This is a genomic window from Flavobacterium sp. CBA20B-1 (assembly GCF_028473145.1).
Taxonomy (GTDB): domain Bacteria; phylum Bacteroidota; class Bacteroidia; order Flavobacteriales; family Flavobacteriaceae; genus Flavobacterium.
The window spans coordinates 1,423,675-1,447,326 of sequence record NZ_CP092370.1 but is presented as its reverse complement, the minus strand read 5'-3'; the positions used below and the strand labels follow the sequence as shown (position 1 = coordinate 1,447,326).

Below are 23,652 nucleotides of genomic sequence, written 5' to 3'. Positions count from 1 at the left end.
ACTAGCTTTTAGTGCGTATTTTTTTATAAAATTTAATTCCCAGCATAAGCAGTAATGATAAACCAATAATGCCCACTACACCAAAAATCCAATTAATTGCACTTTTTAAAATTACTAAAAAAACTACTGAAAAAAGGATTATAGTGGCACCTTCGTTCCAAATTCTGAAAAACGAACTTGTTTTGGTTAGGTTTTTATTTTTGATTTGAGTTACAAATTGTTGACATTTAAAATGATACAACCAAAGCAACAAAACAAAAAGTAGCTTTACATGCATCCAAGGCATTTTCAACAACGATGCATTTTCGATAAGCATCCACACGCCAAAAATAGTTGCTAAAATAGCAGATGGAAACGTGATGATGTACCACAATCTGTGAGTCATTATTTGGTATTGATTGGAAAGAATTTCCTTTTCAACTGTTGGTTTCAATTGTGCTTCTGCATAATATACAAACAGGCGCACAATGTAAAAAAGTCCGGCAAACCAGCAAACTACAAAAATAATGTGTAAAGCCTTTAAATACAGATACATAGAATAAAATTTGTTTTAAGTTCAGGTTTCAGGTTATTACCGCTTTTTAAACTTGAAACCTAAAACCATTTATTTATTAAAATCTTTAATCCAATTGGCTACTACACCACACCATTCGTCTTCATCGTTCAAACAAGGAACGGCAAAAAATTCTTCACCTCCATGCGCCTTAAAATCTTCGTTAGCGCGCATGGCAATTTCTTCTAAAGTTTCTAAACAGTCTGCCACGAAAGCAGGCGTTACAACCGCTAATTTTTTAATTCCTTTTGCAGGCATTTTGTTAATTTCCACATCGGTATAGGGTGTTAACCATTTGTCACCAGCCAATCTGGATTGAAAAGTTTCACTGTATTTGCCCTCAGGAATTCCCAGCAATTTAACCACTTGTTTGGTGGTTTCAAAACATTGGTGACGGTAGCAAAATTCGTGTGCAGGCGATGGAGTATTGCAACAAGAACCATCAATTTTGCAATGCGATTTGGTTACATCAGTTTTGCGGATATGGCGTTTTGGAATTCCGTGGTACGAAAACAATAAGTGGTCGTAATCATATCCTTCCAAATGTTTTTTAATGGAATTTGCCAAAGCTTGAATAAAATCGGGTTTGTTGTAAAAAGCGGGAACTTTGGTCAATTTCATTTCCGGGAATTTGGTAGCAACCAATTCATCAGCCAAAGCCCAAATAGTGGTGGTTGATGCCATGGCGTATTGCGGATACAGAGCTAAAAGCATCACATCGGTCACTCCTTGTTCTTTTAGTTCTTGCAAGCCTTTTTCAATAGTCATGGTGCCGTATCGCATGGCTAAAGCAACGGGAATGTCCACTTGTTTTTTCACCTTTTCATGCATTCTTTTAGAAAAAACAATCAAAGGCGAACCTTCATCGGTCCAGATTTGTGCATAAGCATGCGCCGAATTTTCAGGACGCTTTCTTAAAATAAAACCTCTAACGATTAAAGCCCGCAACAGATACGGAACATCGATTACATATTTATCCATTAAAAATTCGTCTAAATATGGCTTTACATCTTTTGGTGTTGGACTTTCAGGCGAACCTAAATTTACTAATAAAACTCCTTTCATTTCTTTGTTTTTATCATTTAGCTTTGTTAGATTTTAGAACTTAGGCAAAGCTTTTTTACATTTTTTAATTTATTAATTTGCGGTTAACGACATTAAATATTTTTTAGGCGTTGTGCCAAATTTTTTCTTAAAAGCGGCAATAAAATGGCTGGCAGTGCTGTAGCCTATGCGAATGCCCACTTCGTTTACATTATAGGTGCCACTATCTAATAATTTTCGGGCATATTCCATTTTATAATCAAACAAAAAACCATATACGGTATCGCCATAAACTTGCTTAAAGCCTTGTTTTAATTTTTTAATATTCAATCCAATTTCATCGGCAAGCTTTTGCAGAGTGGGTGGTTCGGCCATATTTTTAATGAGAATATCTTTTGCTTGTTTAATCTTCATGATTTCCTCTTCATCGGTTTTAAACGGGCAGCTTTCATCTTCTTCCCCTTCGGGCTTGTTGAAAAGCAAACTTAAAAGTTCGTAAACCTTAGCCTTATAGTACAGTTTTTTTACCGATGAATGTAGGTTAAAATTCATTATTTGATACAAAACCACTGCCATAGAAGGTGTAATACCATTTTGGGCATAATGTTTTCTATTGATGGTATCCTTATTTAAAAAAGGAATAAATTCTGCTTCAGTTGAAAAAAGACTGTGGAATTTTTTAATCGATATTATAATTGAAATAATCCACGAATGAGGCTGAAGTTCCAAGTAAATCGGTAAATTTTTTTGGGGATTATACAGTGTTAAACTATTTTCTTCGTTCACCGGCATGGCATAAGAACCATTGTTAAAAATAAACTTGCTGCTGCCTTTCAACATAAAATGAAATTGCAACACTTCATTGCCCACATCTTTCGTAACTATCTGTAAATTATCGCTTTCGTTCTTTAAACGGATGCAGATAAAGTCATCTTCTAAAATAACATCTTCTTGAGTACTCATAGCGTTATTTTTATTTTTATTAGACAAACACAACTCGAGATTATTTTATTTAGAATAGTTCTAAATATAGATTCAAAATAATCGTTTTAACACAGCAAATGTAAGCCTTTTTAAGAAAAGTACCGCAATGTTAGTGTAAAAATAACTCAAAGGTTATAATTAGTCCTTTTAGCGTTATTTTAATTCAAACGAAGCCTGTAAATTTGTAGCACTTTATTACAAAAGTAAAGAATGAAAAACAACAACGATATAAAACCGTCGCATTTTTATGTGGTTGGGTTAAGCTATAAAAAAGCCGATGCAGAAATGCGAGGCAAATTCAGCTTAAGCGAACAAGCAAAATTAGATTTGTTGGCAGATGCCCACTTACAGGGAATTTCGTCGGTTATGGCTATTTCTACTTGTAATAGAACCGAATTGTATGGTTTTGCAGAACATCCTTTTCAATTGATTTCATTATTGTGTGCACACAGCAGTGGAACTATTGACGATTTTCAGCGTGTTGCGTATGTGCACAAAAACAACGAAGCCGTTTCGCATCTTTTCAAAGTGGGTACTGGTATGGATAGCCAAATATTAGGCGATTTTGAAATTATAAGCCAAGTTAAAACCGGTTTTATTGCTGCACGAGAAAAAGGATTAACCAACAACTATTTTGAACGATTGGTAAATTCGGTAATTCAGGCAAGCAAACGCATTAAAAACGAAACCGAAATAAGCACAGGTGCCACTTCGGTATCTTTTGCTTCGGTTCACTATATTTTGAAGAACGTTTCCAACATAAAAGACAAAAATATTTTATTGTTTGGAACGGGAAAAATTGGTAGAAACACCTGCGAAAACCTTGTAAAGCATACCAAAAACAGTCATATTACGTTGATTAATCGCACCAAAGACAAAGCACAGAAAATTGCAGGCAAGTTTAACTTAATCGTAAAAGATTATGCTGATTTGCAAGCCGAAATTCAAAATACCGACGTGTTGATTGTTGCCACTGGTGCTCAAAACCCTACCATCGACAAAGAACTGCTTAATCTAAAAAAACCGTTGTTGATTTTAGATTTATCCATTCCAAAAAATGTGAATGAAAATGTTTTGGAAACAAACGGCGTGGAACTGATTCATCTAGACACTTTATCGCAAATGACCGATGACACCTTGGAAAAACGCAAGCAATATGTGCCACAAGCCATGGCAATCATTGAAGAAGTGAAACACGAATTCATCACTTGGACACAAGCCCGAAAGTTTGCTCCGACCATTCACGCCTTGAAAGCCAAATTGGAAGAGATGAAGCAAAACGAATTAAAATACCACAAAAAGAAAATAAATAATTTTGATGAAGAACAGGCAGAATTGATTACAAGCCGCCTTATTCAAAAAATCACCACACATTTTGCCAATCATTTAAAAGATGATGAAACCGAAGTGGACGAAAGCATCGAATGGATTGGAAAAGTGTTTCAATTAGAATCTTTACAAAATGACTAAAACCATTCGAATTGGAACCCGCGACAGCGAATTGGCACTGTGGCAAGCCAATACCGTACAAAAAAAGCTAAACGATTTAGGCTATAAAACAGAAATTATCGCTGTAAAAGCCGATGGCGATATTATTTTGGATAAACCATTGTACGAGCTAGGAATTACCGGAATTTTCACCAAAACCCTCGACGTTGCCATGATTGCTGGTAAGGTTGATATTGCGGTGCATTCTATGAAAGATGTGCCTACTGCTTTGCCGCAAGGCATTGTGCAAGCCGCTGTTCTAGAACGTGCAAACATTTTAGATATTTTGGTTCATAAAGGTTCGCTAGACTTTTTAAACGAAAACGGAACTATTGCCACTGGAAGTTTGCGCAGAAAAGCACAATGGTTAAACAAATATCCCCAACACCAAGTGGAAGATTTGCGCGGAAATGTGAATACGCGCATGCAAAAACTGCATGACAACGATTGGAACGGAGCTATTTTTGCGGCGGCTGGTTTGGAACGAATCAATCTAAAACCTTCTGAGTTTATCGATTTGGATTGGATGATTCCCGCACCCGCACAAGGCGCTATGTTGGTCGTGGCTATGGCAAACGATAATTTTGTGCTAGATGCTTTGGCTCAATTGAACGATATCGAAACCGAAATTTGTACACACATCGAACGGCAGTTTTTGCGCACGTTAGAAGGTGGCTGTACTGCCCCAATTGGCGCTTTGGCAAGATACAACGAAGTTGACGATACGATTCATTTCAAAGGGATTTTATTGTCGATAGACGGAAAACAAAAATTCGAAATTGAAAAGAATGTTCCGATTAACGAATGGAAAAAACTAGGATTTTTTGCAGCTAAAGAAATTTTAGAAAAGGGCGGAGAGCAGTTGATGAAACAACTTCGAGAACAATTGAAAAAGTAAAATGAAAACCAAAATCTGTGTTTTATCAACCAAAAAACTTCAAAGCAATCAAAAACAATTTTTGCTAAATGCTGGTTTTTCGGTTATCGAAGCAGATTTTATCACAATTTCATTTGTTCCGTTTCTGTTAAAAACCATTCCGACTTTATTGTTGTTCACTTCGCAAAATGCCGTAAAAAGTGTGTTGCAGTATGAACATATCGAAAATTTGAAAGAAATTCCGGCAATTTGTGTAGGATCAAAAACCAAAGAATTGTTACAAAAAAACGGTTTTGAAGTATTGGAAACTCAAGAGTATGCAGCAGATTTAGCACCCATCATTCAACAAAAATATTCAGTAGAACAAATAGCCTTTTTCGCAGGAAATCTAAGACGAGATGTTTTACCAAATGCCCTGCAACAAAGCAATATTCACTTTGAAGAATATTTGGTGTATCAAAACACTGCAAACTCTATAGAAATCAAAGCACAGACCGATGCATTGCTATTTTTTAGTCCGTCTGGTATTCACAGTTATTTGCAACAAAACACCATTGAAAATCAAACTTGTTTCTGCATTGGCACTACAACTGCGGCGGCTTTGAACGGAATTACGAACAACATTGTAGTTGCCAAAAAGCAAACGGTAGAAAATGTGATTATTCAATGCATTAATTACTATAACGATAAGCAAAATAAGATAAACAATTTGGCTTAAAGCATACAGTTTTAAGCCTAAAGCTAAAAAAAAATGATAAAAAACGATTTATTTTTACGAGCATTAAAAGGAGAAACCGTAGAGCGTCCGCCAGTGTGGATGATGCGTCAGGCGGGGCGTTACCTTCCAGAATTTTTGGAAATTAAAGACAAATACGATTTCTTTACACGTTGTCAAACACCAGAATTAGCAAGTGAGATTACCGTACAACCTATACGTCGTTACGGTATGGATGCGGCTATTTTATTTAGTGATATTTTAGTGATTCCTCAAGCGATGAATATTGAGGTACAAATGAAACCTAATTTTGGTCCGTATTTACCAAATCCTATCCGTACACAAAAAGATGTAGACAACGTAATTGTACCCGATGTTACCGAAGCTTTAGTCTATGTGTACCAAGCGATAAAAGCAACCAAAGAAAAGCTTAATGACGAGATTCCGTTAATTGGTTTTGCTGGTTCGCCATGGACAATCTTGTGTTACTGTGTACAAGGACAAGGCAGTAAAAACTTTGATAAAGCCAAAAAATTCTGTTTTACAAATCCTGTTGCAGCGCATCAATTGCTTCAAAAAATTACAGATACAACCATTGCTTATTTAAAAGAAAAAGTAAAAGCTGGTTGCAATGCGGTACAAGTGTTCGATTCTTGGGGCGGAATGTTATCGCCTGAAGATTATCAAGAATTTTCATGGAAATATATTCAACAAATTATTGATGCTTTAAAAGACGATGCGCCTGTTATTGCTTTTGGAAAAGGTTGCTGGTTTGCGTTAGATGTGATGGCAAAATCTGGTGCTTCGGCGCTTGGTGTAGATTGGACGTGCTCGCCTAAAAACGCACGCTACTTAACTGGCGGAAACATTACGTTGCAAGGAAATTTTGATCCCACACGTTTGTATTCTTCACCAGAAAAAATCAAAATCATGGTAACCGATATGATTAACCAATTCGGGAAAGATAAATACATCGTTAATCTGGGGCACGGTATTTTACCAGACATTCCTTTAGAAAATGCCAAAGCTTTTATTGATGCGGTGAAGGAGTATAAAAAATAGTTATAAGTTAAAAGTTGTAAGTTTTTAGTTATGTATGAAATAAAAAATAAACGGTTTAGCAAAAATCATATCTTTTAACGGAAAATAACGCCAACTTTAAACTAAAACTCAAACCTAAAAACCACAAAAATGCTCACCAGTAAAAAAGACGAAACCGAACAAAGAATTATCTCTGTTTTACAAAAGCTATCAGGGATCACATTTGTACCTGAAAATTGGAACGAAGCTGTGTTTTGGACTACTTTAGGAGAGACTGGGTTGTCTAAAAACGATGTGTTGGAAAAAGAAGAAAATTTATTTTTTCAACAATTGATCGATTTGCAATTTCCTTGGGAGCAGATGGAAAAATTGGCAGATATTTTAGTGAGTTTAGACACAAAACAACCCAATCAATTATTAAAAGAACGCGCCAAACATTTGTATCAATTCATACAAAACGAAAGTAAAATGTTCTCGTTTGAAATTATGAATAAGATGGGAAAATTATAATTAGACCTTGCAAGACTAAACACCACAAACCATGAAAGAAAAATTCTTAGCCTACATCAAAAATCTTCAAAACCAAATCACTTCAAAATTAGAAGAGATAGATGGTAAAGCAAAATTCCGTGAAGACATCTGGGAACGACCCGAAGGCGGCGGCGGACAAACCCGCGTGATTGAAAATGGCAATGTTTTTGAAAAAGGCGGTGTAAATATTTCGGCGGTTCACGGTAAATTACCTGAAAGTATGCAGAAAATGTTCAACGTGGGCGAAGCCGATTTTTTTGCCTGCGGATTGAGTTTGGTCATTCATCCCAAAAGCCCGATGGTGCCAACGGTTCATGCCAATTGGCGTTATTTTGAAATGTATGACGATGGCGGAAATGTAATTAATAGTTGGTTTGGTGGCGGACAAGATCTTACACCTTATTATCTGTTTGAAGAAGATGCAAAACATTTTCATCAAACGTGTAAAACCGCTTGCGACAAGCACAATCCTGAATTTTATCCAAAGTATAAAAAACAATGCGATGATTATTTTTGGAATGCTCACCGCATTGAAGCACGTGGTATTGGAGGTTTGTTTTTCGATTATTTGAAAGAAAACGACCAAATGTCTATGAACGATTGGTATAATTTTGTAACCGAAGTTGGCAATAGTTTTTTAGCATGTTATGTGCCAATTGTCGAAAAAAGAAAAGATTTACCTTATACAGATGCTCAACGAACATGGCAAGAAATTCGTCGTGGGCGTTATGTAGAATTCAATTTGGTTCACGATAAAGGAACACTTTTCGGACTAAAAACCAACGGACGCATCGAAAGTATTTTGATGAGTTTACCACCGCACGTTCAGTGGATTTATGATTATCATCCGGAAGCAGGAAGTGAAGAAGAAAAGTTAATCAAAACTTTAGAAAACCCTAAAGAATGGATAAATTAATTTGGTTTTGCGTCATTACGTTCTTTCCATTACGTGTTGTTGCTCAAAATGACACGCTGAATACTTACGCCGTATCGTATGACGAAAAAGTGGTGGCGAGTATCACTTACCAAAACAGTTCTAATAGTTTTTTAATAAATTATCAAGATATTGAAGGTAATTATCAAGCCAATTTTACACCCAACACGCAGCAAAAACTTGTGGTCGGATTAAGTTATAAATTGATAGACCTTTCTATCGGATTTACACCAAATTTTTTAAAAACAGATGCGTCAAAATTAGAATCAAACAACTTTAATTTAGGCTTTCGCTTCAATTACAAAAAATGGTATCAATCTCTAACTTTCATCAATCAAAAAGGTTTTTTTGTAGATTACAACAACTACGAAAGGTTTTATATGCCACGTTTTCGCTCTACAAAATTGGGCGGAACCACATCGTATGTCTTCAATGATAAATTTTCGTACAAAACCATTTTTAACCAAAACCAATGGCAACAAAAAAGTGCGGGCAGTTTTGTGCCTAATTTTTCTGTATATTATACCAACCTAACATCAAAAGACACAAACGAACATTTACATATCGATATATACACGTTTTCATTAGCACCATCGTATTATTACAATTGGGTTATTCACGAAAAGTTTTTGATTTCGGGCGGATTACTTGTTGGAGCTGGCATAAATATTGCCGAAAAAAAAGCTAGAGCCTTATATGAAATATCAACAAATATAAGACTAGGCTACAATACCAATGATTTTTTTGCCTATTTAGGCATTAATAGCACTAATTTTTTTGAAAAAGAAAGTCAAGGCGAAATATTTGATTCGTTTGCCGAGTTAAAATTAGCAGCTGGCTATCGATTTGATCCACCAAAAAAAGTGAAAAAAACTTATGATGATATAATCCAAAAATTTGGGTTTTAATTTAAAAACAACAAAATTATGTTTCCATTACACAGAGGTCGTCGTTTAAGAGTAAACGAATCTATGAGAAGTTTGGTTCGCGAAACCACTTTAAGTCCGAGCGATTTTATGTTTCCGATGTTTATTGCCGAAGGCGAAAACGTAAAAGTAGAAATCCCTTCAATGCCCGGAATTTTTCGTCGTTCGATAGATTTAACGGTGGAAGAAGTGAAAGAATTATTTGCTTTAGGAATTCGTGCTATAAACATTTATGTAAAGGTTGATGAATCGTTAAAAGACAACACCGGAAAAGAAGCTTGGAACGACAATGGACTGATGCAACGTGCCATTCGCGAAATCAAAATCGCCTGTCCTGAAATGATTGTAATGCCCGATGTGGCGCTCGACCCCTATTCAATTTACGGTCATGATGGAATCATAAAAAACGGTGATATCGCCAATGACGAAACCAACGAAGCACTCGTAAAAATGGCGGTTTCACATGCCAAAGCCGGAGCCGATTTTGTAGCACCAAGCGATATGATGGACGGTCGTGTGTTGCGTTTGCGTCAAGGATTAGATGCGGCAGGTTTTCAAAATGTGGGCATTATGAGTTATTCGGCTAAATATGCTTCGGCTTTTTACGGACCATTTCGTGATGCATTGGATTCTGCGCCAAAAGAAACTGGAGAAGTTATACCAAAAGACAAAAAAACCTACCAAATGGATTACGCCAATCGTATCGAAGCTGTGAAAGAAGCCGTTTGGGACGCCGAAGAAGGCGCCGATATGGTGATGGTAAAACCCGGAATTGCTTACCTCGACATCGTTCGTGAGGTAAAAAATGCCGTAAATATTCCCGTTACCGTTTTTCACGTTTCGGGCGAATATGCCATGATAAAAGCTGCTGCCGAAAAAGGTTGGCTCGATCACGACAAAATCATGATGGAACAACTCATGTGCATTAAACGCGCCGGAGCGAGTTTGATTTCGACTTATTTTGCCAAGGAAGCCGCGATTTTGTTGAACAACTTAAAATAACATCTATTAATTACCTTTAATTATGAAAAATACTTTAGTTTTTGGATTGTTGGCCGCTTGTATGACAACATCCTGCGGTAAAAAAGAAGAAAAAAAAGAAGCATTGTATCCTGAAAATGTTGCAGAAAAATTAAGTCCCGAAGATCAGTTGGTTGCAGACGGAAAAGAGTTGTTTGAAAGTAACAAAGCAGCTTGTTTTTCGTGTCATAAAGTGGATAAAAAAGTGATTGGGCCTAGCGTTAAAGAAATTGCTAAGGTTTACAAAGAACAAAATGGCGACATGATAGCATTTTTGCGTAAAAAAGCCGACCCAATTGTTGACCCGTCGCAATACAACGTGATGGAAACCAATTTTGCTATTCTTAAAACTATGAGCGACGAAGAGCTGCAAGCTTTAGAAGCATATATGATGAGTACGTTAGAGTAACAAAAAAGGCATCCATTTAGATGCCTTTTTTATTTAATGACTTGTCTTTCTACCAAACATTTTTTTATAAGCTGTAACTAGTAAAACTACAATTAAACCGGCAACAATACCGTATAAGAATTGTTTTGGCATCTCGGGTACATTTGGCAGCAGATGATGCAGATACGCTATGTTATGATCAAAAATACCGCCAGAAACCAATAGTAAAGCCAATGTTCCAACAACCGCTAAACCTTTAATTACCCAAGGAAGGGCTTTAATTAAAAAGTTGCCTAAAGTAGCCAGAAAACCTGTTTCACTTTTTGATTTTTTTATCAGTTTGTAGCCGGCATCGTCCATACGCACTATTAGAGCTACAATTCCATAAACCCCAACTGTTGCGATGATGGCAACGATGGAAACTGTTACAATTTCAACAAGAAGCGGGTTGAACTCAGATTTTAGCGATTCATAGCCCGATTTTGCAGCTGCTAAGGCAATAATCACAATTTCTAATGATAGAATAAAGTCGGTAGTAATAGCCGATTTAATTTTTGCTTTTTCTAGCGCCTCGCCGTCTTCGGTAACTTCAGTAGCTTCCTCGATTACTTCCACTCCTTTTTTCTTTCTGTGAAACAAAAATTCCACAATTTTTTCTACGCCTTCAAAGGCCAAATAAAATCCACCGATGATTAATATAACAGTGATTGCGGGTGAATACAGCCATTCTAAAAGGAAAACAAAAGGAACTATAATCAGTTTGTTTACGAAAGATCCTTTCATAATTTTCATGAGTACCGGAATTTCTCTCGAAGATAGAAAACCGGTTGCTTTTTCTGCATTCACTGCTAAATCATCTCCTAAAATGCCTGCTGTTTTTTGTGTTGCAATTTTACTCGTTACTGCCACATCGTCCATTAACGCAGCGATATCGTCTAAAATTGCAAAAAAGCCTGATGCCATATCTATTTAATTTTTTTTAAATGTAAAAATATAAATTTATCTTTATAATTTATTTTTAATTCGTTATCAAAATATCTCTAAAAAAAACATGACAATGAAAAGCAAATTATCAGCAGAAGAACAATCTATTTTATTAGATACCTTAAAAAAAAGATTCGCAAAGAACAGGCATCGACATAAAAATATCGATTGGAATGATGTGGAAACAAAATTGCAAAAAAATCCTTCAAATATCGATGTGTTGTTGAGAATGGAAGAAACCGGTGGCGAACCTGATGTGGTGGTTTTTGATGAGAAATCAAATGAAATTGTTTTTTGTGATTGTTCAAAGGAAAGCCCAAAAGGGCGTCGCAGTTTTTGTTATGACCGCCCCGCTTTGGATGCCCGTAAAGAACACAAACCAGCAAACAGTGTTATTGATGCCGCGCACGAAATTGGAATTAAATTGTTGAATGAAGAAGAATACCGAGCTTTACAGGCTTTAGAAACTTTTGATACAAAAACATCGACCTGGATTGAAACGCCTCAAAAAATCCGAGATTTAGGTGGTGTTTTATTTGGCGATTTTCGATACGATACCGTGTTTTTTTATCACAATGGGGCTTCCTCTTATTATGCGGCACGCGGTTTTCGTGGCTTGTTAAAAATTTAGTGCAATGAAAAATATTCTTTTTGGTTTCATGCTGATGTTTGGCTTTAGTTCTTCCATATCGGCTCAAAATAAAGTGTCCGATTTTAGAAATACTTACGGAAAAGAAATTTATTATCATTACAGCGGCGATTTTAATTACACGCTAGCGTTTTTAGATGAGCTGTATGTAATTGCAGAATATTACATTGCAAATTCTAAAAATGAATTGCTTAAAAACATCATCGACAGTAAAGACAGATTGGAATATTCGGTTGAACAACAACAGCGCAATGGTAAGGAATATACCGTTTTAGGAATTGGAACTGTAACCGAGGGCAGAGTTACCAAAGCGCAATGGCTTTTTTACGATGCTGAAAATAAAATTTTATACGAATACGATTTACCTAACGATGAATTGGTGGTTTTTGAGGGCTTATAATTGTTGGTTCTGCCACAAATCAATAAACCAATTGATAAAAGTTAAGCTAAAAACGTCTTGATTTTCTTTTTGATGCTGCATAAAAATTATGTTATCCCTGAAAGATTGTCTGTGAATAATATCAGGATTCAATAAATATTTCTCTATAAGCTTAACAAAATCAAGAATTCGCTGTTCATTTACTTGCGTTAAATATTTTTTGTATCTGTTTTTAAAACTCTGCAACCGAGTAAGCGCATACTCAAAATTAGCAAATTGTGCGTGTAATAGAATTTCGATTAAATTTTTGCGGATTGTCCAAACAACACCCATTTTCTTCTCATACCAAATGTCGGAATGCTGCAATTTTGCAAAACTTTTTAGTGCCTGTCGATCCTTCTTTTTTACCAAATAAAAACATTCGCAAAGCTGCAAATCTATCACATCGTCAGCAGCAAATTTTTTGGGTAAATTGCTTAATTCTGTAGTTGTTTTTTGAAGTGCTTCGTCTGTATTTCCTGAAAAATGCAGGTTTAAACTGTGCAAAATAATCCATTTATGCTGAAATATATTGAAATATTGACCGTTTTGCTGTTGCATTTGTATATGCATTTGGTTTAAATATTTTTCAGAATCGGTAAAAAGTTGGTTTCTAAAACAAAAATTCGCCAAATAATACAATATGTGGATATGGTAATAAAGTTGGTTGCCACTTGCCGATTTTTGATGAATAATAGTTGCAGCTTTGGATGCGTAGGTTTCAATTAAGGAAAAATTCTGTTGAATATGCGCGTATTCATTTGCCAAATGCAAAATTTGATAAATAGATTTATAATTGAAAAAATCGGTCGGTTGTAGTTGATACTTGGCGGCAATTTCTGTAATAAAATCGTTAAGATTGATTATTTTTCCATGTGCTTGCGTGTTTTGAAATGCTTGCCTTAAAACGGCGTATGCCATATTCAATCGAGTTTCTTTATTTATAATATCCTGATTTTTAATGATTTTGTCATTAAGTAACTCTAGATTTTCTTTGTCATTCAAAAAAGCATACTGCAATTTGATTTGTAGAATTTCGTGCAACAAACTGTATTGTTCTAGTTTTTCAGCCACCATTTCTGCTTTTTTTAAACATTTAAAGGCGGCTTTGTGCAAATTGTGCTCTAGTAAAAACTTACTTACAACCAGTAAACGTAAAGCTTCGTGGGCTTCGGAATTGTTTTTCTCAAAGGTTTTTTTAGATAGAAAAAGAAGCAAACTTTCATATAAACGTTTTCTTAAAGAATGGTATGCATCTTTATTTTTATCGGAACCATACAACTTTTTTAATTTATTTATATCGACCGTTTTTAAGATGGAAAACAATTCAATATTCTTGGTATCATTCCGTTTATTGCGAAGCTTTAAATAGTGTTTAAAATCCTTTGATTCTTCTTCGTTTAAAATAGAAATTAGTTCTGATAGCGCATCCATTTTTGTTCTTTTTGAATTTAAAATAAAGATACTTTTAAAAAGGAATATATCAACGGTTTTTGTGAAAATTTAGTTTTTTGTATTTCGGATTATGTTGCAGATTTGCTGTATCAAAATCACTAAAATTGAAAAAATATGGAAACAGTTAAAACAAACACTGAAACGCATAAAAAAAACGAAATCAACAGAAATCCTTTAAAACCAACACCTGCATTTATCGGTGCTTCGTGGATGGTGCTTTTTATTGGAACCATTTCCTATTGTGTTGGATTGTGGAACGCCACAATGCAATTAAACGAAAAGGGCTATTATTTTACCATTTTACTTTTTGGCTTGTTCGCAGTAATATCGGTACAAAAAACAGTGCGCGATAAAGCAGAGGGGTTGGAAGTGACGGAACTTTACTACGGATTGGCGTGGTTTGCAACCATAGCATCAATCACATTGCTCGTAATTGGTTTGTGGAATGCAGATTTATTGCTGAGCGAAAAAGGCTTTTACGGCGTATCGTTTATATTGGCGGTTTATGGTGCAATTGCTGTACAGAAAAACACCCGCGACGCTAAATTAATTGATAATCTTTACAAATAATTTATTTAAAACTCGCTTCTCAAGCGGGTTTTGTTTTTTTATAAGCGATTATTCAAGAGATTTTAGTATCTTTATTTTACAAAATTACTACATGAAAACTGCTGACCTTTATAGTTTATTCGAAACAAATAATTTGTTTACTAAAGAGTTGCATTTAAATCGAAACGAATATTTGTCGACCAGCGGAACAATCGATACCGATATTTATTTTATTAAAGAAGGAAGCTTGAAAGTTTATGTGATAAATAACGGCGAAGAGCAAATTATACGGTTTGGATATCAAAACAACATCATTGTTTCGCTGGATTCTTTTTTATCTGGAAAACCTTCGGATTTTTATATTCAGGCAATTAAAAAATCGATTGTAAAAGTAATTTCTAAAGCAGATATTATGGCGTTTTTAAATTCTGATCCCATTTATTTAAAGTTGTGGATCGCAATTTTAGAAGATTTGGTTCTACAACAAATAGAACGCGAAAAAGATTTGTTAATTACATTGCCAAAAGAGCGATACGAACGCATTTTAAAACGCAGTCCGCAGCTTTTTCAGGAAATTCCCAACAAGCATATTGCAAACTATTTGCGCATGACACCCGAAACATTATCGCGCTTAAAAAAATCTTGATTTCGATCAATTTTTAATGATCCGTAAAGTTTGATATTTGCTTAAAATTAGAACAATGAAAACTTCTACCGAAAACCTACTACACGAATTGATCAATCTTATGCACGAACATTTAGCGTTTGCTGAAAATTTACTTTTAGTAACCGATGCAGAATTAAACAAAAGATTAACCAACGAAAGCTGGAGCGTTTTAGAATGTTTGGAACATTTGAATTTGTACGGAAATTTTTATCTGCCCGAAATTAAAAATCGGATTGAAACATCAACAACAAAAGCTACAGCCGAATTTAAAAGTGGTTGGTTGGGTAATTATTTTGCGCAAAGTATGCTACCAAAAGACAAGCTGAACAAAATGAAAGCGTTTAAATCTATGAATCCTATTCACAGTAGTTTATCAAAAAATACGGTTACTGTTTTTATAGATCAGCAAAAACAGTTGTTAGATTTGTTAAATGCCAGTAGAACCGTGAATCTTAATAAAGTTAAAACAAGCATCAGTATAACGACACTTATAAAACTGAAGTTGGGCGATACATTTCGGTTTGTTATTTATCACAATAAAAGGCATGTAGTGCAAGCGAAAAAAGTGCTTGCGAACTAAAATTCTCAATTTCTGTATGTTGTATTTGCGTCACTTCGAGTGGTTTTCCGTAGAGAAACGAAGGGAAATTGTATCGAGAAGTTGAAAGAAATTGTTCTCGATACATTTTTTGTTTCATTTCATTACACAAAAAACACTCGAACTGACGAAACTCAATTTAGAATTGCACCACTGGATCTTTTAAATCATGGTACAACAAAATGTGCCAGTTTTCGGCTTTGGCTTTTTCTTTCCAAATTTTACGGAGTTTCATTGCTTTTTCGCCGTTGTAATCTGTTTTGTAGGCAATAGCTCGCTTTAAATAAGCAGTAGTTGGCAAATCGTCTGCGCCATAGAAAAAAGTAGTGGTTTTGTCGGTTATCCAAAAAACTTGATGAAAAACATCGTGTGCATTGGTCACTAAAAAACCAATTTCGGGAGTGAGCCAACCCTCAGCAGTATCTATCCAAAAAATAGCAGACATTTTTTGTAGTTGTTGCAACATTTCATGATCATAGGAAGGGTTTGTTTTTTGTTCTAAGGCGTGTTCAAAAGCTTGTTTGTTTAAGTAAATGGTTGCTTTTGGAAAATTTGCAACCCATTCATTTTCCGTATTAAAATATCCCAAACCGCCCACATGGTCTTTGTGAAAATGAGAAATCAAAATTTTAGTGATATTGTCTGGATGCACACCATGCGTTGCTAATTGTTTTAAAATGGCGGGTTGTTTATCTTCTAAAAAATCCAACCCGACATCTAACAATATACAGTCGTTTAAGGTGGTAATTAAAAAAGGTTGAACAGCCAGTTTTATTCCCTTTGATACATCGTTCGGGTCTAAGAGTTTGAATTTTTTATTCTTGGCAATTTTAAAATTCCCTTGTTTAATTACTGTAAGTTCCATTTATTTTTTATTGTTTTGAAAGATCTACGTGAATAATTCGTAAATACTGTCGGGTGTAAAGCTTTTCTCAGGTGCATAAATCACCCAATCGGTTAAATGTTTTAAGGGAAGCGTTAATACATCGTTTTGATTGTATTTTTCAATTTGGTACGGCTGGTTGAGCAAAGTTACCTGCAGCGTATCATCTTCATCAATAGCAGTAACATCAAACCACAAATGCTCGTTGCCATCGCCTTCATCAATAGGTAATCCCAGTTTCATTAAAAACCGCCAATTTTCCTGACCAAATTGTTGCTGAAAGGCTTTTTTAAAATAATGATATTGTTCATAAGCCAAAGCAGACATGCGTTCGGTTTCTTCGTTTTTGATGAAATAAATCGGATTTTCTCTTAAATCTTCTGTTAAAACGTCAGGTGGGTAAATCTCATTGTTTTCGTGCAAATAAACCACTCCCGATGGTCCATAATTGCCTTCCTCCGGAGTACGTTCTTGCAAACCGCCTGGTATTGCTGCCGGATAATTGGTCACAACGTCTTCCCAACGCATCCAAACAAAATTCAAATCATATCCAATAAATCCCATATTAAATGGTTCGTTTTCAGGTGCGGGTTCGTAAATAAACTTAGAAACCATAGCGTCTAACAAACCGTTGAGCTCGTTTACTCCGTTTTTAATAGCGATCATTTCCAGTTCCACCGTACCGCAGCGATGCAAGCCATGCGTGTGCAGCCAATATGTTTTTTCGCCATCAATTTCATCATACACACCGTGAATGGTGTAAATATAATGGGGCGAAGGCGGTGTGATTAGTTTCGAGGCAACTTTTGCCCATTGTCCTGAAAGCAAACGAGCAGGCATGAAATCGACCAAAACAGTAGGGTTTGGAACCAAAGCAGTGAGCACTTTTAGTTGCAGATGAAAACTTTCTAAAATATTGGTGGAAAAATACATAGAAGATTCTAAATAAAACGATTCGTTTTTTGCTAGTTGCACATCGTTTTCATCGATATAATTAATGCGGGCGTAATTGTCTAAATCTAAAACATTGCTTTCAACCACAAACAAATTAATGTCGTACGGCAGTTGTTTGTAAACAATGTTTAGTGTAAATTGCTTTTTTAAGGCAGGATTATCACTCTCCACCGTTTCTTCTTCAAACGAAACCACCTCAAAATCTTTCGTATTTTTTAGTTGATTGTGAAGGTATTCAAAGCTAAGTGTGGTTTGGTTATTTCTTCCGAAAATGCCCATTTCTGAAGGTAATCGCAACCCTTCCGTTGCAATTTGATCATATAAACTCATAAATTTTTTTTTAAATTCTTTACTAAAGATAATGATTTAGAAGTATGTAAAAGATTTATGAAGCTATTTTTTATAGTTTTTTATTTTTTTAGTGGGAAGTAATTCGGTTTTACCGCATTTTTGCTATGCATTTCTAGTTACCAGATCATCATACGCTTTTCGCAACATTTCGATGGTGTGCTTGATTTCTTCGGTATTCAAATGACCAAATCCCAAGCGAATGCCGCAAATGTTTTTGGTTTGATACAGCAGATGTTTTGGTAAGGTAACATTGTATTTTGAAATTTGTTCTGATAATTTTACCAGCGAAATAGGCTTTTTGAATTGAACAAACAAAGCCAGTCCGCCATTGGGTTTGTTAAAGTTAATTAAATCGCCAAATGTGTTTTTTAAGGCATTGCACATCGCATCGCGCCGCGTTTTGTAAAGCAAGATTTTCTTTTTTACCTGTCGATGCATTTCGCCCTCATAAATTACTTCTGCCAAAATCTGTTCTTTGATTAAATCTCCCTGCGGATCAATCATTCGGTAATAATTTTTAACTTCGGTAGTTAAATTTTCAGGCGCCACGATAAAACCGGTTTCAAAAGCCGGAAACAACGCCTGACCAACTTTTCCCAAATAAATAATCAATCCGTTGGTATCGGCACTTGCCATTGGCGGTGTTGCAAGCGCATCATACTGAAAATCATAATCATAATCATCTTCAATAATGGCAAATTTATATTCGTTTGCCAATGCCAGCAATTGTGTACGTCTTTCAGATGTAAGGCTGACTGTGGTTGGGTAATGTCTTTGAGGGGTGCAATAAAGCAATCGTATGCTGTTTTTGGTAAAATTTTGTCGGATATATTCCACATCAATTCCAGATGCATCAACAGGTATGGTTTTTATTGTAGCTTTTGCTTGACTAAAGACCATATTCGCAGTAAAATTGCTTAAATTTCCTACCAAAACCAAGTCGTTTGGTTGCAATAAAAGTTGTGCTATTAAATGCAAACTCATTTCGGTATTGCGCGTTACCAACACATTTTTTGGTGTAATTTGTAAATTTCGAGTAAGGTTTAAATAGTTACTCAATTGCGCATCTAAAAAAGAAGTTTTATCAAATAAAAACCGATTCCACTTGGTATGAAGGGTAGTTCGCCTCAACACTGTGTTGTACCAGCGATTGTATAAACCATCGGTATGCAGGCGAATATCTGTTTGTCCGTCGTTAAATGTGTAAGTGGTATTTGCTTTTTCATACGGAGAAATTACATGCGGACTTTTCGTAAAGCTAAATCCTGTTGCTGATGGATATTGTTTGCTTTGCACAAATGCTTTCAGCTGATTTGTGGGATGTGAATGCTTTTTTTCTAAAACAAAAGTACCCTTATTAGCAATAATTTCAACCCAACCTTGCGAAGCCAATTCGTCATAAACTGCAACCGCTGTATTACGGTGAATTTTTAGTAACCTACTTAAACTTCTGGTTCCGGGTAATAAAGTTCCAACCGAAAAATAACCACGCTGCACTGCATTAATAATGTGTTGGGCAATTTGTATATAAACCGCAACCGATGCTTTTCTATCTATTGATACTGCTTTTTGTATTATTTCTTCTACCGGACTATTCATTGTGTTTCTACCGGACTATTTCAGTCGGCTGGCAAGTTACGAATTTTGCACCACTTTTTATTAAATCTATACAAATGAAAAATAAATACCTATTGTTGGCACTTTGTAGTTTTCCATTTATTGGTAAAGCCCAAGTTGCAAATGATACTATTGACGAATTAGATGAACTGATTATTTACGAAAACCGCATGCAGATACCTTTTCAACAATCAACCCGAAATATTCAGGTTATAACAAAAGAAGATATCAAAAAACTGCCGGTTTCATCGATAAATGAAGTGTTAAGTTATGTAAGTGGAGTGGATATTCGTCAGCGCGGTCCGTTTGGTTCACAAGCAGATATCAGTATCGACGGTGGATCGTTCGAACAAACAATGGTACTTTGGAACGGCGTTAAAATGGGCGATGCACAAACGGCACACCACTCTATGAATTTGCCTATTCCTTTGGATGCGATTGAACGCATTGAAGTATTAAAAGGACCAGCGGCCAGAATTTACGGTATCAATGCCTTAACCGGAGCGGTGAATATCGTTACAAAAACCCAAACCAATGATTTTGTGCAACTGCATGCTTATGGTGGTAGTTCGTTTAAAAGCAAAGAAGAAGGAGATGGCAACGGAATTTATGCAGGTGGTGGTTTGCAGGCAACAGCTGGTATCAATACCGGAAAAGTACATCATTTACTAAGTATTGCCAAGGAAGAAACCAACGGACAACGTTACAATACGGCTGCTAAAAATCTAAAAACCATGTATCAGGGAAATGTTGCCTTGAACGATAATAATTCGGTAAACTGGATGAGTGGTTATTTGGATAACGAATTTGGAGCCAACGGATATTACGCTGCACCGCATGATAAGGAATCGTATGAAGTGGTGCAGACTTTACTATTGAGTGTGGGTAGTAATCATAGAATTACCGATAATTTAACCATTAAACCGCGCATTAGCAACCGCTACAACGAAGACGATTACCGTTTTTACCGAAACGATTTAAGCAAAGCCCGTTCCTTGCACTATTCCAATGCGTTTATGTTTGAATTGAACGGAGTTTATACCACAAATATTGGAGATTTTGGAGCAGGTTATGAGTTGCGATTAGAAGACATAAATAGTTCCAACATTGGCGAGCACGATCGTAAAAATCATGGTTGGTTTGCCGAGTATAAAAATACTTTTTTCGAAAAATTATTAGTGAATGTAGGTGCTTACTGGAATTATAATACCGATTACGGTTTTCAGTGGTATCCGGGTGCCGATGTAGCTTATTTGTTGAATAACGATTGGAAAGTTCAGGCTAGTATTGGCAGTAGTCAGCGTATTCCGTCGTTTACAGATTTGTATGTGAATCAAAGACCGGGAAATATTGGAAATCCTGATTTAAAACCCGAAGCAGCTTGGCAATATGAAGTTGGGGTGAACTATACCAAAGCCAATAGACGTTTTGTTGCGAGTGTTTTTGAGCGAAATATTTCTGATTTTATCGATTGGACTCGGATATCAACCGATGTTCCTTACCAACCACAAAATTTAGGAAATCAAATCATGCGTGGATTGAATGTGCGATACAATCACGATATTCAGATTGCAACCAATCAAAAATTAGGTTACTCCGTAAGTTATCAATATTTAAGTCCGAAGAAAGAAGATTCTGCGAGTGAAATCATTTCAAAATATACCATTGAAAGTTTAAAATATCAAGCAATAGCAGGAATCAATTATACGATAGATGAGGTAAGCATTCAGTTTCAAAACCGATATATAAAACGTGAATTAAACAATGGTTATATTGTTTCAGATTTACGATTGATGTATGAATTTCCTTCATTTCAGGTATATACGCAAGCAACCAATTTATTCAATAGTTTGTATAAAGAAGTGGCAGCAGTGCCCATGCCAAGCCGCTGGATCCAATTGGGTGTGAATTACCGATTTAATTTAAAAAAGAAGACTTCCGAATAGGAAGTCTTTTTAGTTTATTGAACAATGATTTTTTCTGCTTTGTTGCCTTTATCGGTTTGTATCACAAAAAGATACACGCCTTTATTAAGGTTTGATACATTGATAGAGTCAAAATTTCCTTTTACAGAACGCACCAATTTGCCGGAACTATCTAAAATTTGAACAGCTTGCAGATGGACACCATCGGTTGTTTTTTGTTCAACTGCCACATAATCGGTTGCTGGATTTGGGTATATTTTGAAATTTTCATTTACAAATTTTTCTAAGCTTAATGTACACAAATCGCTGAAATAGAAATTAGTATAGTCATGTACACCATCCCATGTAATGGACCAATTATTATATGGTGGCAAATTGTTTGTTGCATCTAAAGGGTTATCAACTTCGATACATAGGTTCGGATCTGCACCTCCATACAAAATAATGGACACGGAGCTAGCTTGGTTGTTTCGCAAACTAATTCGTTCTAAATAGCTTAATTCTCGTACGTTGAGGTAGTTAAAATTAGGGCTGTTGCTAAAATCTAATTCTCGAATTTCTCTTGGTGGAACATCTAGGCTTGAGCATTCAAGTATCAATTCTTCTAAAGAACTTAAAGGTGTTGCATCAAAAGAAGTTAGGTCACAGTTATCTAAATATATATTTTTTAGATTTGATAAATTCGCAAAACTTATGTTTGTGGCCCCGTATTGAACTTTAAGTATCTCTAAATTAGCAAAATCATTAAATCCATCTAAATCAATCCATGAAATATTATTGGGGCTTTTGTTTATAAAATCTAATTCGGTAACTGTTAGTGCGTCACTAGTTAAAATCTGTCCATTTATCAATCCATCGCTATCATATCCCCAATGTACCAAATAATTTTCAAAATTTTGATCGGGTATCAATGTAACTTGCGCCTTTATTGCAAAAGGCACAAGTATTAGTAAGGTTAAAATAAACTTTTTCATTATGTTAATTTTTAAGGTTTATATGTCAAATATAATAAAAAAATTAACAAAAGTTTATGTATGTGCTAACAAAAAGACTTCCGTTTTTTGGAAGTCTTTTTGTTATATACTTGTAATGTTTTTTAAATTCTCTATTGTTGCAATAGGGTCTTGGGCATTAAACACAAAACTGCCGGCAACTAAAACATCGGCGCCTGCTTTTACTAAATCTGCAGCGTTTTTGTCGGTTACACCACCATCGATTTCTATTAAAGTTCTGGCATTGTTTTTAACAATAAGCTCTTTAAGTTGCTGCACTTTTTTATACGTATTTTCAATAAACGATTGCCCGCCAAAACCTGGGTTCACGCTCATGATACAAACTAAATCTATATCGTTGATCACGTCTTCTAATAAAGCCACATTGGTGTGTGGGTTAATAGCTACCCCCGCTTTCATGCCCGCTGCTTTAATCGCTTGCAACGAACGATGAAGGTGCGTGCAGGCTTCATAATGAACCGTTAGCACATCGGCACCTAAATTTTTAAAAGTTTCAATGTATCGGTCTGGATCTACAATCATTAAATGTACATCGATTGTTTTTTTAGCATATTTGTTGATAGCAGCCAAAACCGGCATACCAAAGGAAATGTTTGGAACAAAAACGCCGTCCATAATATCAATATGAAACCAGTCGGCCGCGCTGTTGTTAATCATTTCAACATCGCGTTGTAAGTTTGCAAAATCGGCAGCCAAAACCGAAGGAGCAATTAGTGTATTTCTCATTGTGTGTGTTGTTTGTGCAAAGATACAAAGTTATTTTTACCCGAAAATTGAAGTGTTTTATAAAAAAAGTAAAATTCTACTGATAAACAGTAAATATCAAAATCAGCATAAATAAAAGAAGTGCTAAACTAACAAAATGTAATTTAGGAGTTCTTTGTTTTAAACGAAAAATTAGTGCAATTATTAAAAAAGGCAACGTGTATAAACTAATCATTAGCAAAAAAGAAGTTAGATCAAAAATAGCTCCTGTAAATGCGTAGCCGTAAACGTTTATGTTAAACGCAATTAGCCAATAAATAGTTGTAAATAAGCTTATTATGAAAACAATCAGCGAAAGTTTCATTTTAAAAGCCGGTTTTTTC

25 protein-coding genes are annotated in these 23,652 nt (G+C 35.4%); 15 read left to right on the top strand and 10 right to left on the bottom strand.

Annotation, left to right across the window (positions count from 1 at the left end; all coding sequences use genetic code 11):
- Window position 1 precedes the first annotated feature (1 nt).
- From MG290_RS07185 to MG290_RS07175, 3 genes are all read right to left on the bottom strand, one after another.
- A complete protein-coding gene (locus MG290_RS07185; RefSeq protein ID WP_257500673.1) occupies window positions 2–535 on the bottom strand; it encodes a CopD family protein in 534 nt (177 codons plus the stop codon).
- Window positions 536–604: 69 nt separating this feature from the next.
- Window positions 605–1,618 (bottom strand): ferrochelatase, encoded by a 1,014-nt coding sequence (gene hemH / locus MG290_RS07180; protein ID WP_264563134.1) that lies wholly within the window; start codon window positions 1,616–1,618, stop codon window positions 605–607.
- A 72-nt stretch (window positions 1,619–1,690) separates the two neighbouring features.
- Window positions 1,691–2,560 (bottom strand): helix-turn-helix domain-containing protein, encoded by an 870-nt coding sequence (locus tag MG290_RS07175; RefSeq protein ID WP_257500675.1) that lies wholly within the window; start codon window positions 2,558–2,560, stop codon window positions 1,691–1,693.
- A gap of 231 nt (window positions 2,561–2,791) precedes the next feature.
- Here MG290_RS07175 and hemA point away from each other — a divergent pair, with 231 nt between their 5' ends.
- From hemA to MG290_RS07130, 9 genes are all read left to right on the top strand, one after another.
- Window positions 2,792–4,051: a glutamyl-tRNA reductase gene (hemA, locus tag MG290_RS07170; RefSeq protein ID WP_257500676.1), complete on the top strand. Its 1,260-nt coding sequence runs from the start codon at window positions 2,792–2,794 to the stop codon at window positions 4,049–4,051.
- Window positions 4,044–4,967 (top strand): hydroxymethylbilane synthase, encoded by a 924-nt coding sequence (hemC, locus tag MG290_RS07165; RefSeq protein WP_264563133.1) that lies wholly within the window; start codon window positions 4,044–4,046, stop codon window positions 4,965–4,967. Before hemA ends, hemC begins: the two co-directional genes overlap by 8 nt.
- 1 nt (window position 4,968) lies before the next feature.
- Entirely contained in the window at window positions 4,969–5,664 is a 696-nt protein-coding gene (locus MG290_RS07160) for a uroporphyrinogen-III synthase (protein WP_264563132.1), read from the top strand.
- Between the two features lie 33 nt (window positions 5,665–5,697).
- Window positions 5,698–6,723, top strand: coding sequence for a uroporphyrinogen decarboxylase (gene hemE, locus MG290_RS07155; RefSeq protein WP_264563131.1), 1,026 nt, complete (start codon window positions 5,698–5,700; stop codon window positions 6,721–6,723).
- 129 nt (window positions 6,724–6,852) lie between these two features.
- The gene (locus MG290_RS07150; RefSeq protein WP_264563130.1) at window positions 6,853–7,212 is read left to right on the top strand and encodes a hypothetical protein; all 360 of its coding nucleotides are present in this window, start codon (window positions 6,853–6,855) and stop codon (window positions 7,210–7,212) included.
- Between the two features lie 31 nt (window positions 7,213–7,243).
- Window positions 7,244–8,149, top strand: coding sequence for an oxygen-dependent coproporphyrinogen oxidase (hemF, locus tag MG290_RS07145; RefSeq protein WP_264563129.1), 906 nt, complete (start codon window positions 7,244–7,246; stop codon window positions 8,147–8,149).
- The gene (locus MG290_RS07140; protein ID WP_264563128.1) at window positions 8,137–9,075 is read left to right on the top strand and encodes a DUF4421 domain-containing protein; all 939 of its coding nucleotides are present in this window, start codon (window positions 8,137–8,139) and stop codon (window positions 9,073–9,075) included. Before hemF ends, MG290_RS07140 begins: the two co-directional genes overlap by 13 nt.
- A gap of 18 nt (window positions 9,076–9,093) precedes the next feature.
- Entirely contained in the window at window positions 9,094–10,095 is a 1,002-nt protein-coding gene (gene hemB / locus MG290_RS07135; protein ID WP_264563127.1) for a porphobilinogen synthase, read from the top strand.
- A 22-nt stretch (window positions 10,096–10,117) separates the two neighbouring features.
- The gene (locus tag MG290_RS07130; protein ID WP_264563126.1) at window positions 10,118–10,522 is read left to right on the top strand and encodes a c-type cytochrome; all 405 of its coding nucleotides are present in this window, start codon (window positions 10,118–10,120) and stop codon (window positions 10,520–10,522) included.
- Between the two features lie 33 nt (window positions 10,523–10,555).
- On the opposite strand, the gene MG290_RS07125 is transcribed toward MG290_RS07130, so the two are convergent.
- Window positions 10,556–11,464, bottom strand: a complete 909-nt coding sequence (locus tag MG290_RS07125) for a DUF808 domain-containing protein (RefSeq protein ID WP_264563125.1) — start codon at window positions 11,462–11,464, stop codon at window positions 10,556–10,558.
- Between the two features lie 88 nt (window positions 11,465–11,552).
- On the opposite strand from MG290_RS07125, the gene MG290_RS07120 reads away from it, so the two are divergent.
- Together MG290_RS07120 and MG290_RS07115 are read left to right on the top strand one after the other, a co-directional pair.
- Window positions 11,553–12,116 carry a DUF4256 domain-containing protein gene (locus tag MG290_RS07120; RefSeq protein WP_264563124.1) on the top strand — a complete coding sequence of 188 codons (564 nt, stop codon included), beginning with the start codon at window positions 11,553–11,555 and terminating at the stop codon, window positions 12,114–12,116.
- Window positions 12,117–12,120: 4 nt separating this feature from the next.
- Entirely contained in the window at window positions 12,121–12,534 is a 414-nt protein-coding gene (locus tag MG290_RS07115) for a hypothetical protein (protein ID WP_264563123.1), read from the top strand.
- Here the strand turns inward: MG290_RS07115 and MG290_RS07110 are convergent.
- Complete coding sequence (locus MG290_RS07110) at window positions 12,529–13,986, bottom strand: hypothetical protein (protein ID WP_264563122.1); 1,458 nt, start codon at window positions 13,984–13,986, stop codon at window positions 12,529–12,531. The two genes, MG290_RS07115 and MG290_RS07110, sit on opposite strands and share 6 nt — an antisense overlap.
- A 135-nt stretch (window positions 13,987–14,121) precedes the next feature.
- Here MG290_RS07110 and yiaA point away from each other — a divergent pair, with 135 nt between their 5' ends.
- From yiaA to MG290_RS07095, 3 genes are all read left to right on the top strand, one after another.
- Window positions 14,122–14,577, top strand: a complete 456-nt coding sequence (gene yiaA / locus MG290_RS07105; protein WP_264563121.1) for an inner membrane protein YiaA — start codon at window positions 14,122–14,124, stop codon at window positions 14,575–14,577.
- Between the two features lie 91 nt (window positions 14,578–14,668).
- Window positions 14,669–15,202, top strand: a complete 534-nt coding sequence (locus MG290_RS07100) for a Crp/Fnr family transcriptional regulator (protein WP_264563120.1) — start codon at window positions 14,669–14,671, stop codon at window positions 15,200–15,202.
- A 55-nt stretch (window positions 15,203–15,257) separates the two neighbouring features.
- On the top strand, window positions 15,258–15,803 hold the full coding sequence (locus tag MG290_RS07095; protein WP_264563119.1) for a DinB family protein: 546 nt from the start codon (window positions 15,258–15,260) through the stop codon (window positions 15,801–15,803).
- A gap of 157 nt (window positions 15,804–15,960) precedes the next feature.
- On the opposite strand, the gene MG290_RS07090 is transcribed toward MG290_RS07095, so the two are convergent.
- The 3 genes from MG290_RS07090 to MG290_RS07080 all read right to left on the bottom strand — a co-directional run bounded on the left by MG290_RS07090 (window position 15,961) and on the right by MG290_RS07080 (window position 19,608).
- On the bottom strand, window positions 15,961–16,686 hold the full coding sequence (locus MG290_RS07090; RefSeq protein WP_264563118.1) for an MBL fold metallo-hydrolase: 726 nt from the start codon (window positions 16,684–16,686) through the stop codon (window positions 15,961–15,963).
- A 24-nt stretch (window positions 16,687–16,710) separates the two neighbouring features.
- On the bottom strand, window positions 16,711–17,988 hold the full coding sequence (locus MG290_RS07085; RefSeq protein WP_264563117.1) for a DUF4026 domain-containing protein: 1,278 nt from the start codon (window positions 17,986–17,988) through the stop codon (window positions 16,711–16,713).
- A gap of 123 nt (window positions 17,989–18,111) precedes the next feature.
- A complete protein-coding gene (locus tag MG290_RS07080) occupies window positions 18,112–19,608 on the bottom strand; it encodes an aminotransferase-like domain-containing protein (protein WP_264563116.1) in 1,497 nt (498 codons plus the stop codon).
- 74 nt (window positions 19,609–19,682) lie between these two features.
- Here MG290_RS07080 and MG290_RS07075 point away from each other — a divergent pair, with 74 nt between their 5' ends.
- Complete coding sequence (locus MG290_RS07075) at window positions 19,683–21,572, top strand: TonB-dependent receptor plug domain-containing protein (protein WP_264563115.1); 1,890 nt, start codon at window positions 19,683–19,685, stop codon at window positions 21,570–21,572.
- A 14-nt stretch (window positions 21,573–21,586) separates the two neighbouring features.
- On the opposite strand, the gene MG290_RS07070 is transcribed toward MG290_RS07075, so the two are convergent.
- Both MG290_RS07070 and rpe read right to left on the bottom strand, forming a co-directional pair.
- Complete coding sequence (locus MG290_RS07070) at window positions 21,587–22,525, bottom strand: T9SS type A sorting domain-containing protein (RefSeq protein ID WP_264563114.1); 939 nt, start codon at window positions 22,523–22,525, stop codon at window positions 21,587–21,589.
- A 102-nt stretch (window positions 22,526–22,627) separates the two neighbouring features.
- Window positions 22,628–23,290, bottom strand: a complete 663-nt coding sequence (gene rpe / locus MG290_RS07065; protein ID WP_264563113.1) for a ribulose-phosphate 3-epimerase — start codon at window positions 23,288–23,290, stop codon at window positions 22,628–22,630.
- Window positions 23,291–23,652: the final 362 nt, after the last annotated feature.

Coding starts and splice junctions, on each gene's coding strand:
- hemB (WP_264563127.1), top strand. CDS start 9,094: ATGTTTCCATTACACAGAGGTCGTCGTTTAAGAGTAAACGAATCTATG.
- yiaA (WP_264563121.1), top strand. CDS start 14,122: ATGGAAACAGTTAAAACAAACACTGAAACGCATAAAAAAAACGAAATC.
- MG290_RS07150 (WP_264563130.1), top strand. CDS start 6,853: ATGCTCACCAGTAAAAAAGACGAAACCGAACAAAGAATTATCTCTGTT.
- hemC (WP_264563133.1), top strand. CDS start 4,044: ATGACTAAAACCATTCGAATTGGAACCCGCGACAGCGAATTGGCACTG.
- MG290_RS07175 (WP_257500675.1), bottom strand. CDS start 2,560: ATGAGTACTCAAGAAGATGTTATTTTAGAAGATGACTTTATCTGCATC.
- MG290_RS07100 (WP_264563120.1), top strand. CDS start 14,669: ATGAAAACTGCTGACCTTTATAGTTTATTCGAAACAAATAATTTGTTT.
- MG290_RS07140 (WP_264563128.1), top strand. CDS start 8,137: ATGGATAAATTAATTTGGTTTTGCGTCATTACGTTCTTTCCATTACGT.
- MG290_RS07085 (WP_264563117.1), bottom strand. CDS start 17,988: ATGAGTTTATATGATCAAATTGCAACGGAAGGGTTGCGATTACCTTCA.
- MG290_RS07080 (WP_264563116.1), bottom strand. CDS start 19,608: ATGAATAGTCCGGTAGAAGAAATAATACAAAAAGCAGTATCAATAGAT.
- MG290_RS07160 (WP_264563132.1), top strand. CDS start 4,969: ATGAAAACCAAAATCTGTGTTTTATCAACCAAAAAACTTCAAAGCAAT.
- MG290_RS07125 (WP_264563125.1), bottom strand. CDS start 11,464: ATGGCATCAGGCTTTTTTGCAATTTTAGACGATATCGCTGCGTTAATG.
- hemA (WP_257500676.1), top strand. CDS start 2,792: ATGAAAAACAACAACGATATAAAACCGTCGCATTTTTATGTGGTTGGG.
- MG290_RS07115 (WP_264563123.1), top strand. CDS start 12,121: ATGAAAAATATTCTTTTTGGTTTCATGCTGATGTTTGGCTTTAGTTCT.
- MG290_RS07185 (WP_257500673.1), bottom strand. CDS start 535: ATGTATCTGTATTTAAAGGCTTTACACATTATTTTTGTAGTTTGCTGG.
- hemF (WP_264563129.1), top strand. CDS start 7,244: ATGAAAGAAAAATTCTTAGCCTACATCAAAAATCTTCAAAACCAAATC.
- rpe (WP_264563113.1), bottom strand. CDS start 23,290: ATGAGAAATACACTAATTGCTCCTTCGGTTTTGGCTGCCGATTTTGCA.
- hemE (WP_264563131.1), top strand. CDS start 5,698: ATGATAAAAAACGATTTATTTTTACGAGCATTAAAAGGAGAAACCGTA.
- hemH (WP_264563134.1), bottom strand. CDS start 1,618: ATGAAAGGAGTTTTATTAGTAAATTTAGGTTCGCCTGAAAGTCCAACA.
- MG290_RS07120 (WP_264563124.1), top strand. CDS start 11,553: ATGACAATGAAAAGCAAATTATCAGCAGAAGAACAATCTATTTTATTA.
- MG290_RS07070 (WP_264563114.1), bottom strand. CDS start 22,525: ATGAAAAAGTTTATTTTAACCTTACTAATACTTGTGCCTTTTGCAATA.
- MG290_RS07110 (WP_264563122.1), bottom strand. CDS start 13,986: ATGGATGCGCTATCAGAACTAATTTCTATTTTAAACGAAGAAGAATCA.
- MG290_RS07090 (WP_264563118.1), bottom strand. CDS start 16,686: ATGGAACTTACAGTAATTAAACAAGGGAATTTTAAAATTGCCAAGAAT.
- MG290_RS07130 (WP_264563126.1), top strand. CDS start 10,118: ATGAAAAATACTTTAGTTTTTGGATTGTTGGCCGCTTGTATGACAACA.
- MG290_RS07095 (WP_264563119.1), top strand. CDS start 15,258: ATGAAAACTTCTACCGAAAACCTACTACACGAATTGATCAATCTTATG.
- MG290_RS07075 (WP_264563115.1), top strand. CDS start 19,683: ATGAAAAATAAATACCTATTGTTGGCACTTTGTAGTTTTCCATTTATT.